The sequence below is a fragment of the Pseudomonas sp. Arb-4-2C genome (genome assembly GCF_055755015.1).
On record NZ_CM146899.1, the window covers coordinates 782,708 to 799,258 of the forward strand.

General features: G+C 60.6%; 15 protein-coding genes. 12 read left to right on the plus strand and 3 right to left on the minus strand.

The genetic code is table 11. The annotated features are described in order from the left end of the window. Positions 1-67: 67 nt before the first annotated feature. The 7 genes from xerD (at position 68) to AC0J41_RS03470 (ending at position 7,360) form a co-directional block, all read left to right on the plus strand. A complete protein-coding gene (gene xerD, locus AC0J41_RS03440; protein WP_025112192.1) occupies positions 68-964 on the plus strand; it encodes a site-specific tyrosine recombinase XerD in 897 nt (298 codons plus the stop codon). Between the two features lie 253 nt (positions 965-1,217). Beyond that, positions 1,218-1,949: a bifunctional protein-disulfide isomerase/oxidoreductase DsbC gene (gene dsbC, locus AC0J41_RS03445; RefSeq protein WP_007967782.1), complete on the plus strand. Its 732-nt coding sequence runs from the start codon at positions 1,218-1,220 to the stop codon at positions 1,947-1,949. Positions 1,950-2,079: 130 nt separating this feature from the next. After that, positions 2,080-3,384 carry a homoserine dehydrogenase gene (locus AC0J41_RS03450; protein ID WP_102357600.1) on the plus strand — a complete coding sequence of 435 codons (1,305 nt, stop codon included), beginning with the start codon at positions 2,080-2,082 and terminating at the stop codon, positions 3,382-3,384. 103 nt (positions 3,385-3,487) lie between these two features. Further along, the gene (gene thrC, locus AC0J41_RS03455; RefSeq protein ID WP_473014568.1) at positions 3,488-4,897 is read left to right on the plus strand and encodes a threonine synthase; all 1,410 of its coding nucleotides are present in this window, start codon (positions 3,488-3,490) and stop codon (positions 4,895-4,897) included. Positions 4,898-5,016: 119 nt separating this feature from the next. Then, entirely contained in the window at positions 5,017-6,390 is a 1,374-nt protein-coding gene (locus AC0J41_RS03460) for a transporter substrate-binding domain-containing protein (protein WP_473014569.1), read from the plus strand. A gap of 117 nt (positions 6,391-6,507) precedes the next feature. Then, on the plus strand, positions 6,508-6,915 hold the full coding sequence (locus tag AC0J41_RS03465) for a response regulator (RefSeq protein ID WP_025112196.1): 408 nt from the start codon (positions 6,508-6,510) through the stop codon (positions 6,913-6,915). A gap of 163 nt (positions 6,916-7,078) precedes the next feature. Then, positions 7,079-7,360 (plus strand): DUF3509 domain-containing protein, encoded by a 282-nt coding sequence (locus AC0J41_RS03470; protein ID WP_473014570.1) that lies wholly within the window; start codon positions 7,079-7,081, stop codon positions 7,358-7,360. Between the two features lie 176 nt (positions 7,361-7,536). On the opposite strand, the gene AC0J41_RS03475 is transcribed toward AC0J41_RS03470, so the two are convergent. Continuing rightward, a complete protein-coding gene (locus AC0J41_RS03475) occupies positions 7,537-8,490 on the minus strand; it encodes a TIGR02285 family protein (RefSeq protein ID WP_473014571.1) in 954 nt (317 codons plus the stop codon). Then, positions 8,444-9,643 carry a CaiB/BaiF CoA transferase family protein gene (locus AC0J41_RS03480; RefSeq protein WP_473014572.1) on the minus strand — a complete coding sequence of 400 codons (1,200 nt, stop codon included), beginning with the start codon at positions 9,641-9,643 and terminating at the stop codon, positions 8,444-8,446. The genes AC0J41_RS03475 and AC0J41_RS03480 overlap by 47 nt, the downstream gene beginning before the upstream one ends. A gap of 146 nt (positions 9,644-9,789) precedes the next feature. Between AC0J41_RS03480 and AC0J41_RS03485 the strand changes: the two genes are divergently transcribed. The 4 genes from AC0J41_RS03485 to AC0J41_RS03500 all read left to right on the plus strand — a co-directional run bounded on the left by AC0J41_RS03485 (position 9,790) and on the right by AC0J41_RS03500 (position 14,089). Next, positions 9,790-10,332, plus strand: a complete 543-nt coding sequence (locus AC0J41_RS03485; RefSeq protein ID WP_025112200.1) for a YaeQ family protein — start codon at positions 9,790-9,792, stop codon at positions 10,330-10,332. Positions 10,333-10,386: 54 nt separating this feature from the next. Continuing rightward, positions 10,387-12,096, plus strand: coding sequence for a single-stranded-DNA-specific exonuclease RecJ (gene recJ / locus AC0J41_RS03490; protein WP_473014573.1), 1,710 nt, complete (start codon positions 10,387-10,389; stop codon positions 12,094-12,096). Positions 12,097-12,364: 268 nt separating this feature from the next. Then, the gene (locus AC0J41_RS03495; RefSeq protein WP_473014574.1) at positions 12,365-13,471 is read left to right on the plus strand and encodes an NADH:flavin oxidoreductase/NADH oxidase; all 1,107 of its coding nucleotides are present in this window, start codon (positions 12,365-12,367) and stop codon (positions 13,469-13,471) included. An 84-nt stretch (positions 13,472-13,555) separates the two neighbouring features. Then, the gene (locus AC0J41_RS03500; RefSeq protein WP_473014575.1) at positions 13,556-14,089 is read left to right on the plus strand and encodes a GNAT family N-acetyltransferase; all 534 of its coding nucleotides are present in this window, start codon (positions 13,556-13,558) and stop codon (positions 14,087-14,089) included. A 159-nt stretch (positions 14,090-14,248) separates the two neighbouring features. Here AC0J41_RS03500 and AC0J41_RS03505 read toward each other — a convergent pair whose 3' ends face one another. Next, entirely contained in the window at positions 14,249-15,877 is a 1,629-nt protein-coding gene (locus tag AC0J41_RS03505) for a glucan biosynthesis protein D (RefSeq protein WP_473014576.1), read from the minus strand. 394 nt (positions 15,878-16,271) lie between these two features. Between AC0J41_RS03505 and AC0J41_RS03510 the strand changes: the two genes are divergently transcribed. Further along, positions 16,272-16,457 carry a hypothetical protein gene (locus AC0J41_RS03510; RefSeq protein WP_025112205.1) on the plus strand — a complete coding sequence of 62 codons (186 nt, stop codon included), beginning with the start codon at positions 16,272-16,274 and terminating at the stop codon, positions 16,455-16,457. Positions 16,458-16,551: the final 94 nt, after the last annotated feature.

The window sequence follows — 16,551 nt, forward strand, 5'->3', positions numbered from 1 at the left end:
AGCGTCCATTCCTACAGTTCACTCTACATTTGCGCGCAGTCCCTGAAGCTGCGTGTCTTGAGCGCCCATGCCTGCCATCGACCATCCGCTGATTGATCAATTCCTCGACGCCCTGTGGCTGGAAAAAGGCCTGTCCGACAACACCCGCGGTGCCTACCGCAGCGACCTGGCGCTGTTCAACGGCTGGCTGCAGGAAAACAACCTGGAGCTGATCAATGCCGGTCGCGAGTTGATCCTCGATCATCTGGCCTGGCGCCTGGAGCAGAACTACAAGCCACGTTCCACCGCCCGATTTCTCTCCGGTGTGCGTGGCTTCTATCGTTATCTGCTGCGGGAAAAAATGATCAGCGTCGACCCGACGTTGCGCGTCGATATGCCGCAACTGGGGCGGCCGCTGCCCAAGTCTCTTTCGGAGGCCGACGTCGAGGCGCTGCTCAAGGCGCCGGACCTGAGCGAAGCCATCGGCCAGCGCGATCGCGCCATGCTTGAAGTTTTGTACGCCTGTGGCCTGCGGGTGACCGAACTGGTGAGCTTGACTCTGGAGCAGGTCAACCTGCGTCAGGGCGTGCTGCGGGTGATGGGCAAGGGCAGCAAGGAGCGGCTGGTGCCGATGGGCGAGGAAGCGATTGTCTGGGTCGAGCGCTACATGCGCGATGGCCGCAGCGAGCTGCTCGGTGGGCGTCCGAGCGATGTGCTGTTTCCCAGTCAGCGCGGCGAACAGATGACCCGCCAGACCTTCTGGCACCGCATCAAGCATCAGGCCAAGGTGGCCGGGATCGGCAAGTCGCTGTCGCCGCACACCCTGCGCCATGCGTTTGCCACGCACCTGCTCAACCATGGCGCCGACCTGCGCGTGGTGCAAATGCTGCTGGGGCACAGTGACCTCTCGACCACGCAGATCTACACCCACGTCGCCCGCGCCCGCCTGCAAGAGCTGCACGCCAGACACCACCCCAGAGGCTGATGAAAAACCTGTGGGAGCGGGCTTGCTCGCGAAGAGGCCCTCACAGGCGAAGCATTTGTTGCCTGCCAGGACGCCTCCGCGAGCAAGCCCGTTCCCACAGGGGTTGTATCGCCCACGATCTCTGGCGACAGGCGCATTCGGCCCTGCGGGCCTTATGTGTTAGGCTTTGCCGGTTTGCACGATGGACGGTTATGACCCGGTGTTCCGGCACGGGCGTTCTGACCGTTTCATTTGTCCGCCTTCAGGAGTTCTCATGCGTCTGACCCAGATTTTCGCCGCCGCAGCCATTGCGTTGGTCAGCACCTTTGCCGTCGCCGATGACGCGGCCGACAAAGCCATTCGTCAAAGCCTGGAAAAACTCGAACTCGAGGTTCCGGTAGAAAGCATCAGCGCCAGCCCGTTGCCGGGCATGTATGAAGTCAAGCTCAAGGGCAGCCGCGTGCTGTACGCCAGCGCCGACGGCCAGTACATCGTTCAGGGCTACCTGTTCCAGCTCAAGGACGGTAAACCGGTCAACCTGACCGAGAAGACCGAACGCCTGGGCATTTCCAAACTGATCAACGCCATTCCGGTGGCCGAAACCGTGGTGTACCCGGCCGTGGGCGAGACCAAATCGCACATCACCGTGTTCACCGACACCACCTGCCCGTACTGCCACAAGCTGCACGCCGAAGTGCCTGAGCTGAACAAGCGCGGCATCGAAGTACGTTATGTTGCGTTCCCGCGCCAGGGCCTGGGCTCGCCGGGAGACGAGCAACTGCAAGCCGTGTGGTGCTCGACCGACAAGAAAGCCGCCATGGACAAGATGGTCGATGGCAAGGAAATCAAGGCCGCCAAGTGCGCGAATCCGGTTTCCAAGCAGTTCGCCCTTGGTCAGTCGATCGGCGTGAATGGCACACCGGCCATCGTTTTGGCCGACGGACAAGTCATTCCGGGCTACCAGCCGGCGCCACAAGTCGCCAAACTGGCGCTGGGCGCCAAGTAATTCGCATCGTCACGGTCAGCCTTGACGATCATGGTCCGACGGTAACTCCGCCGGGCCATTAATAGAGAGCCGCGAGCACGCGGTTGTTTTCCGGCCGACCTTGCGTCGGCCGTTTCATGGGGAGTTCACAGTGAATCCGGTCAAAGTAGGCATCTGTGGGTTAGGGACCGTCGGTGGCGGTACCTTCAACGTACTTCAGCGCAACGCCGAGGAAATTGCTCGTCGTGCCGGGCGTGGGATCGAAGTGGCACAAATTGCCATGCGCACGCCAAAGCCTCAGTTCCAGACGACCGGTATTGCGATTACCAACGATGTCTTCGAAGTGGCCACGAACCCTGAGATCGACATCGTCATAGAGCTGATGGGCGGCTACACCGTTGCCCGAGAGCTGGTACTCAAGGCCATCGAGAATGGCAAGCATGTGGTCACCGCGAACAAGGCACTGATTGCCGTTCACGGTAATGAGATTTTCGCCAAGGCACGCGAGAAAGGCGTGATCGTGGCATTCGAAGCGGCTGTGGCCGGTGGCATCCCGGTGATCAAGGCGATCCGTGAAGGCCTGTCCGCCAACCGCATCAACTGGGTCGCCGGGATCATCAACGGCACGGGTAACTTCATCCTCACCGAAATGCGCGAGAAGGGTCGTACCTTCGAAGACGTGCTGGCTGAAGCGCAAGCGCTGGGCTACGCCGAAGCCGATCCGACCTTCGACGTCGAAGGCATCGACGCGGCGCACAAGCTGACGATCCTGGCTTCGATCGCGTTCGGCATTCCGCTGCAATTCGACAAGGCTTACACCGAAGGCATCACCAAGCTGACCACCGCTGACGTGAACTACGCCGAAGCGCTGGGCTATCGCATCAAGCATCTTGGTGTGGCTCGCAGCACCGCTGCCGGTATCGAGCTGCGCGTACACCCGACGCTGATCCCGGCTGATCGTCTGATCGCCAACGTCAACGGCGTGATGAACGCCGTGATGGTCAACGGTGACGCTGCCGGTTCGACCCTGTTCTACGGCGCCGGCGCCGGCATGGAGCCGACCGCTTCGTCGGTGATCGCCGACCTGGTGGACGTGGTTCGCGCGATGACGTCCGATCCGGAAAACCGCGTGCCGCACCTGGCCTTCCAGCCAGACTCGCTGTCGGCGCATCCGATCCTGCCGATCGAAGCCTGCGAAAGCGCCTACTACCTGCGCATTCAGGCCAAGGACCATCCTGGCGTACTGGCTCAGGTGGCGAGCATCCTCTCGGAGCGCGGCATCAACATCGAGTCGATCATGCAGAAGGAAGTCGAAGAGCACGACGGTCTGGTGCCGATGATCCTGCTGACCCATCGCGTGCTGGAACAGCACATGAACGATGCGATTGCCGCCCTGGAAGCGTTGGCCGGCGTCAACGGTCCGGTTGTGCGGATCCGCGTCGAACACCTTAACTAAGCAGCGGCAAGCTACGAGCGGCAAGCGGCAAGCTAGAGGCCAGTGACACTCAGCTTGCAGCTTGAAGCTTGAAGCTCGCAGCTCAAACCGAAGGTTTGAAAACATGCGTTATATCAGTACCCGCGGCCAGGCACCGGCCCTGAATTTCGAAGACGTCCTGCTGGCTGGTCTTGCGACCGACGGCGGTCTGTACGTCCCGGAAAACCTGCCACGTTTCACCCAGGAAGAAATCGCTTCCTGGGCCGGCCTGCCGTATCACGAGCTGGCTTTCCGCGTCATGCGCCCGTTTGTCACCGGCAGCATTCCTGACGCCGATTTCAAAAAGATCCTCGAAGAAACCTACGGTGTGTTCTCGCACAGCGCCGTTGCCCCGTTGCGTCAGCTCAACGGCAACGAATGGGTCATGGAGCTGTTCCACGGCCCGACCCTGGCGTTCAAGGACTTCGCGCTGCAACTGCTCGGTCGTCTGCTCGATTACGTGCTGGAAAAGCGCGGCGAGCGCGTGGTCATCGTCGGTGCCACCTCCGGTGACACCGGTTCGGCTGCCATCGAAGGCTGCAAGCACTGCGAAAACGTCGACATCTTCATCCTGCACCCGCACAACCGTGTGTCCGAGGTGCAGCGTCGCCAAATGACCACGATTTTCGGTGAGAACATCCACAACATCGCCATCGAAGGTAACTTCGATGACTGCCAGGAAATGGTCAAGGCAAGCTTCGCTGATCAGAGCTTCCTCAAGGGCACGCGTCTGGTGGCGGTGAACTCGATCAACTGGGCGCGGATCATGGCCCAGATCGTCTACTACTTCCACGCAGCCCTGCAGTTGGGTGGGCCGGCGCGTTCGGTATCGTTCTCGGTGCCAACCGGCAACTTCGGCGACATCTTCGCCGGTTACCTGGCGCGCAACATGGGCCTGCCGATCAACCAGTTGATCGTCGCCACCAACCGCAACGACATCCTGCACCGCTTCATGAGCGGCAACCAGTACGTCAAGGAAACCCTGCACGCCACGCTGTCGCCGTCGATGGACATCATGGTCTCGTCGAACTTCGAACGCCTGCTGTTCGACCTGCACGGTCGCAACGGTGCGGCGATTGCCGGGCTGATGGACTCGTTCAAGCAGGGCGGTGGTTTCAGTGTCGAGCAAGAGCGCTGGACCGAAGCACGCAAACTGTTCGACTCGCTGGCCGTCGACGACGCGCAAACCTGCGAAACCATTGCCGAAGTCTACGAGCAGTGCGGCGAAGTGCTCGACCCGCACACCGCCATCGGTGTGCGCGCTGCTCGCGAATGCCGTCGCAGCCTGGACATCCCGATGGTGATCCTGGGCACGGCGCATCCGGTGAAATTCCCGGATGCAGTGGAGAAAGCCGGTGTAGGAAAAGCTCTCGAACTGCCTGCACATCTTTCTGATTTGTTTGAGCGAAACGAGCGCTGCACCGTTCTGCCAAATGAGCTGAAAGCCGTACAGGCCTTTGTCAGCCAGCATGGCAACCGCGGCAAGCCGTTGTAAGCCGAAAAAGCTGTCACATTTTGAAGCCCGTCTCCTGACGGGCTTTTTTGTTTCTGCTGCCACACTGCTCGGGTTTTCGCCCATGAAGGACGGGTGAGTCGATCACGAAGGAAGTGGCAATGCTGTATGAACGCGCAATAAAACCGGCCCTGGGTTGGCTACTGTTGTTGTGCCTGAGTGGATTCGTCCGCGGCGGGATGGCGGCGCAAATGGTGCTGCACGAACAGGTGCAGGCACAGAAGATCGAGCAGATTGAGCTGGACGATCGGGAGCGGCGCTGGATACGTGACAACCCCCGCGTGACGGTCGCTTCGGTGCAGTACCCCTTGTACCTGTTTCAGGACGAACACGGGCACTGGGCTGGCTTGAACATCGATGTGCTCAAGCGCATCAGTGCCATGACCGGTTTGCAGTTTGTGCACGAGGAATCGTTTTCCACTGATCAGATGCTGGAGCGCCTGCAAACCGGGGTGGCGGATCTGAGTACCACCCTGGCCATGAACGATGAGCGCAAAACCTTCCTCGACTTCAGTCACGCCTTTGGCGGTGCAGGCTGGGTGTTCGTCGGTCGCAAGGACGAACCGGCCATCCAGTCGCTCGAACAACTGGTGAAGCGGGTGCTGGTATTGCCCGCCAGGCATGCGCTGGAGGAGGCTGTGCGGCGCCAATATCCGTCAATCGAGATTCTTTCGGTCAAGACGTATGCCGAAGCGCGGGCGCTGGTCGAAAGCGGTGAGGCCTACGCCACCATCGAAAATGAAATCGGTGCGCAGTTGTACCCTTCCGGGCTGCTCAAGGTCGGCGGGTTGGTGGACGGGCGCTGGGAGGCCGATCACCTGGCCATCCGCAAGGGCTTGCCCGAACTGGAGAGTATCCTCAACAAGGCGTTGGGCGCCTTTCCCGCCACAGAGTTGCGCGCCATCCGGGTGAAGTGGCTGGGCGGTGTATCGCCGCCGGCGCCGCTTACGCTGTGGGACGAGATTGTCGACTGGTGCTGCTGGGGCATGGGTGGGTTAGGGGGCTTCGGGCTGCTGTCATTGGTGTGGAATCGGCGGCTGGCGGCGGTCATCCGGCAACGCTGCGAAGCGGAAAAACACCTGGGTGACCAATTGGCCTTTCAGCATGCGTTGATCGATGCGATGCCCGATCCGGTCTTCGTTCGCGACCTGCAAGGCCGGCTGGTGATGTGCAATCGTAGCTATGAGGAGGCGCTTTCAATCCGGCTCGAGCAAGTGCAGGGCCGAATGCTGTTCGAAGTCGATGCGCTGCCCGACGCCACTGCCCGGATGCTGCACGACGAATTCATGGTGCAGATGCACACGCGCAAGGCCCGTTTCAGCAAACGCCAATTGGCGTTCAAGAGTGGTCCCAAGGCGATTTATCAATGGACCGTGCCGTTTTACTGCGCCGACGGCCAATTGCGTGGCCTGCTCGGTGGCTGGACCGACATCAGCCAGCGCCGTACGGAATGCGGTTGCCGATGTCCGCACTGAAGATGGGAAATGTCCTATAGGACGCGGCGCCTTTTCCGATGGGATGCCGAGGACGGCTCCCCTAGAGTGAACGGACCCTGCGGCAAGAGTCCGCCACTGCTGTTTCCGAGGTCGCCGATGCGCTCGCTAAAAGTCCTGATTCTTGAACCCAATCCGTTCCAGCTGATGGCATTGCATCAGATGCTCAACGCCATCGGCATCTACGACGTGCTGACCGCGCCGACGCTGTCTTCAGCGTTGGTTTCCCTTGGCCATCGCGGCACCGTGGATATTGCGATCTGCGATCCGCAGCTCAAGGGCGGCGACGGCATGGCACTGATCCATCATCTGTCGGCACAACGTGAGGCACGTGGGTTGATTCTATTGGGACCGGTGGCGGCGGGTCTGCTCGCCGATCTCGAACGCCTGTTGCAGGCACGCGAGCCCATGCTGCTGGGGCGCCTGCATACGCCGGTCTCGGCGGTCCTGATGAGAGGCCAGCTGGACGCCTATCTGGCTGCCACACGTGCGCCGGTCAGCGCCTGAACAGCGCCGATATTTTTCTGTCATCTTCAGCGTGCATGCTCTGAAAGACCGGTAAACGCTCAGGGAGGAGCCCGGTATTCAGAACTTTCTTCTCGGGCCGGTGGTCATTTATTGTGAACACGCCCCAGGCACAATGTTTTCGGACTATTGAGTGGAGATCGAGATGGAAAGTATCAGTCTATTGCTCGGTGAGGCTCTGAGCCCGTATCAGGTGACGTTGACCCCTCGTGGTGCCCACGGCGAATGCCTGGTGACCTTGAGGAACAGCAACGGCGCCCTCGTGGTGGAGCGCGAATTCAATCAGGCACAGTTGACCGACAAACGCCTGCTGACAGATGTGGTCGACGGTTTGCATCGCGACGTCCTGATCGCCGAAGGGCGACTGGAACCCTGTGTCATCGCGGCCTTGCGCAATGCAGCGCTGGATAAGCGCGCGGCCCTGTAAAGATGAAATATTTTTTGTGGGAACCTTCCTGCATCCCCGTCAGTCAGACCCCATAACAGCAGGATCAAGCATTGTGCTCCGGTGCTTGTCGCTTGCTGCTACGGGTCTTTATGTAGACCACGTTTAACCCCGAGTCGTCTCCCCACTTCTCGGGGTTTCTTTTTGCCCGCAGGTTTTTACTGCGCTGTCTGTTGCTCGAAAAACATACGCGCCTGTTCGAGATAATCGCTGCGCATGCCCGGGTCCAGCCAGTCGGCGTAGAGCTCGTTCAGGTGCTCGTGGGGCAGTGTGCGCAGCAGTTGATTGATTTCGGTGATGGCCTGCCGGCCCTGGGGCGTATCGGAGCAGCCGACATATCCCGAGAGGTATTTGCCCGTGCCCTGGATCGGATAGAACACCAGTTCATCCTCGGCAATTTGCGCCTGATGGGCCTGGTAGCGGATCTCCGGCCAATAACCCAATACCACTTGAAGGCGGCCCAGGCGCTGCATCGATAGCAGGCTGCCGAGTGCATCGTTGCCGTAATGGGGGGTTAGCGCACCGTCGGGTGCCTGTTTCAACAGAGCATCGAGAAACTCACCGTAACTGCGCTCGGCCACGACCCCGACCTTTTGTTCGGCTTTGGCCAAAAACGCCGCCAGATCGACTTCACCGTCGACCACATAAGGTTCCAGCACTTCCCGATCTTTCTGACGGACCACCAGGCCATTGCTGACGGCGCGAAATGCCGGAATGGAGAAAGCGATCCATTGGGTACGCTCCTTGCTCCAGATCAGCGACGGATCACAGGTGAAAGACGGCTCGTGCAGCATCTGCATGCCGCGGGCGCGGTTGACCCGCATCAGTGTGTGTTCGTATTGCGGCATGCCGGCGATCAGCATCGGCAGCAATTGATCGATCACGCCCTGACCCTTTTTCGGGCCTTCGAAGATGGTCAGGGGCGGCAGATCGCGCATTAACCAGATCAGTGTCGGTTTGGCCTGGGCCCAGGCGGGGAGGGCCAGCAGAAACAACAGGCCGAACAGCCGCCACGTCCACCAGTGGTGGGCGCGGTTGGCGTTCGATGTCTGCCGATGGTTCAGCTTAAATGGCTCCGTCTGCGCGCAAGCGGGCGATCTGCTGTTCGTCATAGCCAAGATCGTGGAGTACCTGCGCATTGTGTTCACCGAGCTGAGGCCCGACCCATTCGGAACTGCCCGGTGTCTCAGAGAGTTTCGGCACGATGCCCGGCATCTTGAAAGGCTTGCCGTCCGGCAGTTTGGCCTGCAGGAACATCTCGCGCGCCAGGTATTGCGGATCGCTGAACATGTCCTCGGCGCTGAAGATCCGGCTGGCCGGCACCTCTGCCTGATTGAGCAGGTCGAGCACGCTTTGCAGCGGCAGCGAATTGACCCAGCGGTCGATCACCCCATACAACTCGTCACGCCGGGTATCACGCCCGTCGTTGCTCGCCAGCGTCGGGTCATTGGCCAGATCCTCGCGGCCGATGATCAGCATGAAGCGCTTGAAGATCGCGTCGCCATTGGCACCGATCTGCACATGCTTGCCATCGGCGCTGGTGTGGATCGATGACGGCGTGATGCCCGGCATGATATTGCCGGTGCGCTCACGGATGAAACCGAACACGTCGAACTCCGGGACCATGCTTTCCATCATGGCGAAAATCGCCTCGTACAGCGCCACATCGACGACTTGGCCGACCCCGCCATTGACTTCGCGATGACGCAGCGCCATCAGCGCACCGATCACGCCCCACAGCGCCGCAATCGAGTCACCGATGGAAATCCCGGTGCGCACCGGTGGTCGGTCTTCGAAACCTGTGATGTAGCGCAAACCGCCCATGGATTCGCCGACCGCGCCGAAGCCTGGTTGATCCTTCATCGGCCCGGTCTGGCCGAAGCCCGAGAGGCGCACCATTACCAGTTTCGGATTCAGCGCGTGCAGGGTTTCCCAGCTCAGCCCGAGTTTCTCCAGCACCCCGGGGCGAAAGTTCTCGATCAGGATGTCGGCTTCGCCAAGCAGTTTTTTCAGGATTGCCAGGCCTTCGGGGTGTTTGAGGTTCAGTGTCAGCGATTTTTTGTTGCGCGCCTGAACGAACCACCACAACGAGGTGCCTTCATATAATTTGCGCCACTTGCGCAGTGGGTCGCCGCCGTCCTGCGATTCGATCTTGATCACTTCGGCGCCGAACTCGCCGCAAATGCGCGAGGCAAACGGCCCGGCAATCAACGTACCCAATTCAATGACTTTCACACCGCTGAGCGGTTTGTTGGCGAACGGCATACTGAATCCTGTAGGACAAGGCTGAGCGGATACAGCGTTTTAACATAGCCGGCCGTCAGACGCCGCAGGTTGATCGCCATCAATTCGATGATTGCCTACCGCATCGGTTAGACTTGCCGACTTTCCTCGTATCAAGAAGCCCGTTCATGGCCCAGCCGTCTACCACCTACAAATTCGAACTGAACCTCACTGACCTCGACCGCAACGTCTACGAGAGCGTCAAGCAGACCATCGCCCGTCACCCTTCGGAAACCGAAGAGCGCATGACCGTGCGGCTGCTGGCCTACGCCCTCTGGTACAACGAGTTGCTGTCGTTTGGCCGTGGTCTGTCGGACGTGGATGAACCTGCGCTGTGGGAAAAGAGCCTGGATGACCGTGTCCTGCACTGGATCGAAGTCGGCCAGCCGGACGCCGATCGTCTGACCTGGTGCTCGCGTCGCACCGAGCGCACCAGCCTGCTGGCCTATGGCAGCCTGCGTGTGTGGGAAGGCAAAGTCGTACCGGTGGCCAAGAACCTGAAAAACGTCAACATCGCCGCCGTGCCGCAAGAAGTGCTGGAAACCCTGGCCAAGGACATGCCACGCGTCATCAAGTGGGACGTGATGATCAGCGAAGGCACGATCTTCGTCACCGACGACCGTGGTCAGCACGAAGTCCAACTGGAATGGCTGGCAGGCGAGCGCGGCTGATCCGGCGTCGCTACTGATTAATCCCACGTATTCAAGAGAAGTTTCCGTTACCCCATGCGTATTGATCCTCGACCGTTGCCTGCCACTCTGCCGTTTCTCGGTGACCTGCCACCTCTGCTGACCCGTTTGTACGCGGCACGGGGTGTGCAGTCCGAGGCGGAGCTGGATAAAAGTCTGGCGCGGCTGATTCCGTTCCAGCAGCTCAAGGGCATCGATGCGGCAGTGGAGCTGTTGGTGACGGCGCTGGAGCAGCGTCAACGCATTCTGATCGTCGGCGACTTCGACGCCGACGGTGCGACGGCCAGTACCGTCGGCGTGCTCGGCTTGCGTCTGCTGGGCGCGGCGCATGTGGATTATCTGGTGCCGAACCGCTTCGAATACGGCTATGGCCTGACGCCGGAAATCGTCGAAGTCGCGCTGACCCGCGAGCCTCAGTTGCTGATCACCGTCGACAACGGCATCTCCAGCGTCGAAGGTGTGGCAGCGGCGAAAAAGGCTGGGCTCAAGGTATTGATCACCGATCACCACTTGCCCGGTGATGAACTGCCGCTGGCCGATGCGCTGGTCAACCCGAACCAGCCTGGCTGCGAGTTTCCGAGCAAGGCACTGGCCGGGGTCGGGGTGATTTTCTACGTGTTGATGGCCTTGCGCGCGCGCCTGCGCAGCCTCGGCTGGTACGAGAGCAAGCCACAGCCGAACATCGGCGAACTGCTCGATCTGGTGGCGCTGGGCAGCGTCGCCGACGTGGTGCCGCTGGACGCCAACAACCGGATTCTGGTGCATCAGGGCCTCGAGCGGATTCGCGACGGGCGCGCACGGCCGGGGATCAAGGCGATTCTCGACGTCGCCAAGCGTGACGCAGCGCGCATCACGTCCACCGACTTGGGATTCATCGTCGGCCCGCGCCTGAACGCGGCGGGACGCCTCGACGACATGAGCCTGGGGATCGAATGCCTGCTGACCGCCGACGCCAACCTGGCGCGGGAAATGGCCGCGCAACTGGACGGCATGAACCAGGACCGCAAATCCATCGAGCAGGGCATGCAGCGTGAAGCGCTGGCCCAGCTCAAGGACTTGCCGGTGGAATCGATGCCGTTCGGCCTGTGCCTGTTCGATCCCGAGTGGCATCAGGGCGTCATCGGCATTCTCGCCTCGCGGATGAAAGAGCGTTATTTCCGCCCGACCATTGCCTTCGCTGACGCCGGTGACGGCCTGCTCAAGGGCTCGGGGCGTTCGGTGCAGGGCTTCCACATTCGCGATGCCCTGAGCGTGGTGGCCGCGCAGCATCCGAACCTGATCGCCAAATACGGGGGGCACGCGATGGCCGCCGGCCTGACCTTGCCGCAGGAGAATTTTGCGCTGTTCGCCGAGGCATTCGACGCCGAGGTGCGCCGGCAACTTCGCGAAGAAGACCTGACCGGGCGCATGCTGTCGGATGGCACGCTGGCGGTGGAGGAATTCCACCTCGAACTGGCCCGCGCCCTGCGTCACGCCGGACCTTGGGGCCAGCACTTTCCGGAGCCGCTGTTCCATGGTGTGTTTCAGTTGGTCGAGCAGCGGGTGGTCGGCGAGCGGCACCTGAAAGTGGTGCTGAAAAGCGAGTGCGGTTCGGTGAAGCTGGATGGCATTGCGTTTGGTATTGACCGTGATGTCTGGCCGAACCCGACGATTCAATGGGTCGAGCTGGCCTACAAGCTCGACGTCAACGAATTTCGTGGCAACGAGACGGTGCAATTGATGATTGCCCACATCGAACCGCGTTGACCCCATTCGCGAGCATGTTCGCTCCCTCCGGTACGGTGTTGCCCTTGTGGGAGCGAGCCTGCTCGCGAAGGCGGTCTTTCACACACAGAATCACTCTGAACCCTGCCTCATCCCCAGTTGTCGACTAGGCTCTAAGCACTGCTTGATTGGCCTTGTGACGTCTTGTCGAATGTTTTGCCCGCGGGGGCGGGTGCTGCACCTTTTCCTGTCACTCGTCGACTTTTCAAACAGAACCCTGGAGCCTGCCCACTGATTTGAGAGGTGCCCCATGAGTCTGCTGCTCGAACCCTTTACCCTTCGCCAACTGACCCTGCCCAACCGCATCGCCGTGTCGCCGATGTGCCAGTATTCCAGCGTCGACGGTCTGGCCAACGACTGGCATCTGGTGCACCTGGGCAGCCGCGCGGTGGGCGGCGCCGGCCTGGTCTTCACCGAGGCCACGGCGGTCACCGCCGACGGGAGGATCACCGCCGAAGACCTCGGTTTGTGGAACGATGAACAGATTGAACCGCTGCAACGCATCACCCGTTTCATCACCGCCCAAGGCGCAGTCGCCGGCATTCAACTGGCCCACGCCGGGCGCAAGGCCAGCACCCATCGGCCGTGGCTCGGCAAGCATGGCAGCGTCAAACTGGACGATGGCGGCTGGACCCCGGTTGGGCCATCGCCCATCGCCTTCGACCCGCAACACACACAACCGAAACAACTTGATGAAGCGCAGATCGGCGAGGTCATTCAAGCCTTCGTCGCCGCTGCCAAGCGCGCGCTGACTGCAGGTTTCAGTGTGGTCGAGGTGCATGCCGCCCACGGTTATCTGCTGCATCAGTTTCTTTCGCCGCTGAGCAATCAGCGCCGCGATCAATACGGTGGTTCGTTCGAAAACCGCATTCGGATGGTGCTGCAAGTCACCGAGGCCGTTCGCGAGGTATGGCCGGAAGAGTTGCCGGTGTTCGTGCGCGTATCGGCCACCGACTGGGTGGAGGACGGCTGGAACCCGGATGAAACCGTGGAACTGGCACGCCGTCTCAAGGCGCTGGGGGTGGATCTGATTGACGTCTCGTCCGGTGGCACCGCCGCCAACGCCGAAATACCGGTCGGGCCGGGTTATCAAACGCGCTTCGCCGAACGGGTGCGCAAGGAGTCAGGCATCGCCACTGGCACCGTGGGCATGATTACCGAACCGGCGCAGGCCGAGCACATTCTGCGCACCTGCCAGGCCGACATCATCTTCCTCGCCCGCGAGCTGCTGCGTGACCCGTACTGGCCGTTGCACGCCGACGATGATCTGGGCGGGCGCAAAGCGGTGTGGCCGGCGCAATACCAGCGTGCGACCCATCGTGATCAGCCGATTCACGAATCCGATCTGCGTGATTGATTCCAGGCCTGAGTAACGTTTATAAAAACCCGCCATTGAACCGGCGGGTTTTTTCTGGCCTGCCATTTGCCAAGGAAGTCGAGCATGTTGATCGAACGGGAACTGACCGAACACGACTTGCCGTTGCTGGCGCAGATCGACCGCAGCGAGCTGGTAGAGCACTGCTATCGCCTGGAAAACGGCGTGCTGGTGCTTTACCCGGCGCATTTCGACATGCGCGGCTGGCCCGAGGGCGAAGCCGAAGAAAACGCACGGACGCTGGAGGAGTGCTTGCGGCGAGGTGGTTGGTTGTATGGGGCTTTCGATGGGCAGGCGCTGGTCGCGGCGGTGGTTGTGGACAGCCGGGTTATCCACAATCAGAGACTGAGCATGCGGCAGTTGAAATTCCTGCACATCAGCCGCGACTGTCGTGGGCAGGGTCTGGGGGCGAAGTTGTTTGCGCTGGCCTGTGAGCAGGGGCGGCGATTCGGTGCCGAGGCGTTGTATGTCTCAGCCACCGAGTCGCGCAATACCGTGGAGTTCTATCAGCGCCAGGGCTGCCGGTTGGTTGATCAGGCGGATCCCGAGTTGTTTGATCAGGAGCCCAACGACATTCATCTGTATTGCCCGCTGAACTGACGCAGTACCTTCAATTTCCGAGGGTGAATGTGCTGACGCTTTCGCGAGCAAGCCCGCTCCCACTGTGGCTCTGTATCGGTCACAAACTGTGTGATCGACCCAGATCCAATGTGGGAGCGGGCTTGCTCGCGAAGAGGCCCGCGCAGGCGCCTCAAATCATCAAGGATACTTGCGCTTGTCCGGCGCCGGCGGGAAGTACTGGTACAACCAGGTCTCGCTCAACGTGCGGTCATTGGTGCGGATGAACAACCGCAGTTCGACCGGCTCAACACTGTCATTGGTCGGATACCAGTCGAACAGGATCCGGTACCCCTTGATGTCATCCAGCACCAGCACGCTGAAATCCTGCACCTTGCCGTTGGAGCACGTCACCACGGGCTCGATCCCGGTGCCTTGCGGCAGGCGATCCAGGCCGCCACCGGTGAAGTCCACGGCGAAACGACGGGCCCAGACCGGCGGGTAATGCTCGCCCGGTGCCCAGCCTTCGACGAATCCACCCATGCCAGAGCGTGTCGCATGCACCCGCGCCAGCGGCGTGCCGACTGGCGGCAGGGCGCTCCAGTAGAGCTTGTAGCCGTAATTCAGCGAATCACCGGCCGCCACCGGTTTCTTCGGCGTCCAGAACGCAACGATGTTGTCGAGAGTCTCGCCGGTGGTAGGGATTTCCAGCAGATCGATAGAGCCTTCACCCCACGCGGTGGTCGGTTCGACCCACAGGCTCGGGCGCTTGCTGTACCAGTCGACGGTGTCCTGATAGTTGGCGAATTCGTGGTCGGTCTGCACCAGACCGAAGCCTTTCGGATCGGTATCGGCAAACGCGTTGAATTGCAGGGTCGCCGGGTTGTTCAACGGTCGGCAGATCCACTCGCCGTTGCCGCGCCACATCGCCAGGCGATCGGAGTCGTGGATCTGCGGGTGAATGGTGTCGCACATGCGGCGTTCGTGGGTGCCGCAGCTGAACATGCTGGTCATCGGTGCGATGCCCAGTTGTTCAATGGCGGTACGTGCGTTGATGTGGGCGTCGATCTCCATTACCACGCGCTCGGCCTGGCAATCGATGTCGAAGCGATACGCACCAGTGGCGCTCGGCGAATCGAGCAGGGCGTAGACCACAAAACGCGTGGCGTTCTGCTCCGGGGTTTCGAACCAGAACTTGGTGAAGTCAGGGAATTCTTCGCGCTTCTTCGCGTAGGTGTCGACGGCCAGGCCACGGGCCGAGAGGCCATATTGGCCAGTGGCGTCCACCGCGCGGAAATAACTGGCGCCGAGGAACGACACCACGTCGTGGCGATCCAGCTCCGGGGCCTTGAACAGTTTGAAGCCGGCAAAGCCCAGGTCGCCCTTGAGCTGCTGGGTGTCGACCGAGGTGTTCTCGTAGTTGAACAGCGTCGGGCGGAAATGCACTTCGCGGGCGGTACGGGTCTTGGGATCGACGCTGTACATGCGCACCGGCTGACGGAAACCCATGCCGACGTGGAAGAACTGCACATCCAGCTGACCCTTGTTCTCTTTCCACAGCGAATGATCACCGTCGTAGCGGATCGCGTTGAAGTTCTGCGGGGTCATGGTCGCCAGTGTTGGCGGCAGCACCTGTTTAGTGTCCTGATAGGCCGAGCCGGCCAATTGCTTGGCCTGGCGCTTGAGCGCTTCGAAGTCGAAAGCCTGGGCCTCGCCATCGGCGGCACCGCCGTTGGCCGCCCAGGCACGGGCGGCCAGCAGGCCGGAAGCCGAGAGACCGGTATAAGCCGCAATGGCCATCGACGCTTTGAGCAAATTCCTGCGGTGCATAAATACAACCTGTCGTGAGCAATCCCGCGCCTTTCCTGGCACGTGCTGGATCAGAAATAACGGTTCGGACAAGCCTTCGGCCAAACGCAACGGACTATAAACAGATGCCCGCTAGCTTAAACGGTTCGCTCGCGTTGCAAAATTCGTTGATTCACCGCGCCAGTGTGTCAATGAAACAAGACATGTCGGTTAAATATCTGACAAGCCTTTCTGATTTACAGGGCATATCTGCTTTTCTCGACTAATTACTCTAAAAACAGCTTTTCAGCACCGATTAACTTCCTGTTCTATGGGCATGGCCGGCCCGACCGGCAGGGCACGCGGCGCTGCTGTAAGGGGCAGGGCGATGTGGTGATCAAGCAGTTCTTTGACGTATTAGAGAAGGACATCGTCCATGGCAAAAGTACAAGACATCACCGAAATGCTCGGCATCTTTCCCTGCCTGAGCATCGGACGCAGAAGGCGTCGATTGAGCTCCGAGGAATTGAAACTGGTAGAGCGCTATCGCGAGTTGTCGGAGAGCGACCGGATTGCGATGAGGTATCTGGTGGATGCGATGCGCAGTGTTTCGCGGTTCTAGCGCTGGCGGAGGGATGGTGAAAACCCTATGGCTTTTACGGTGGCCAGATCAATCAAATTGCCTGCGTCGGCATCGGCGATGGGGATTTTGAAGT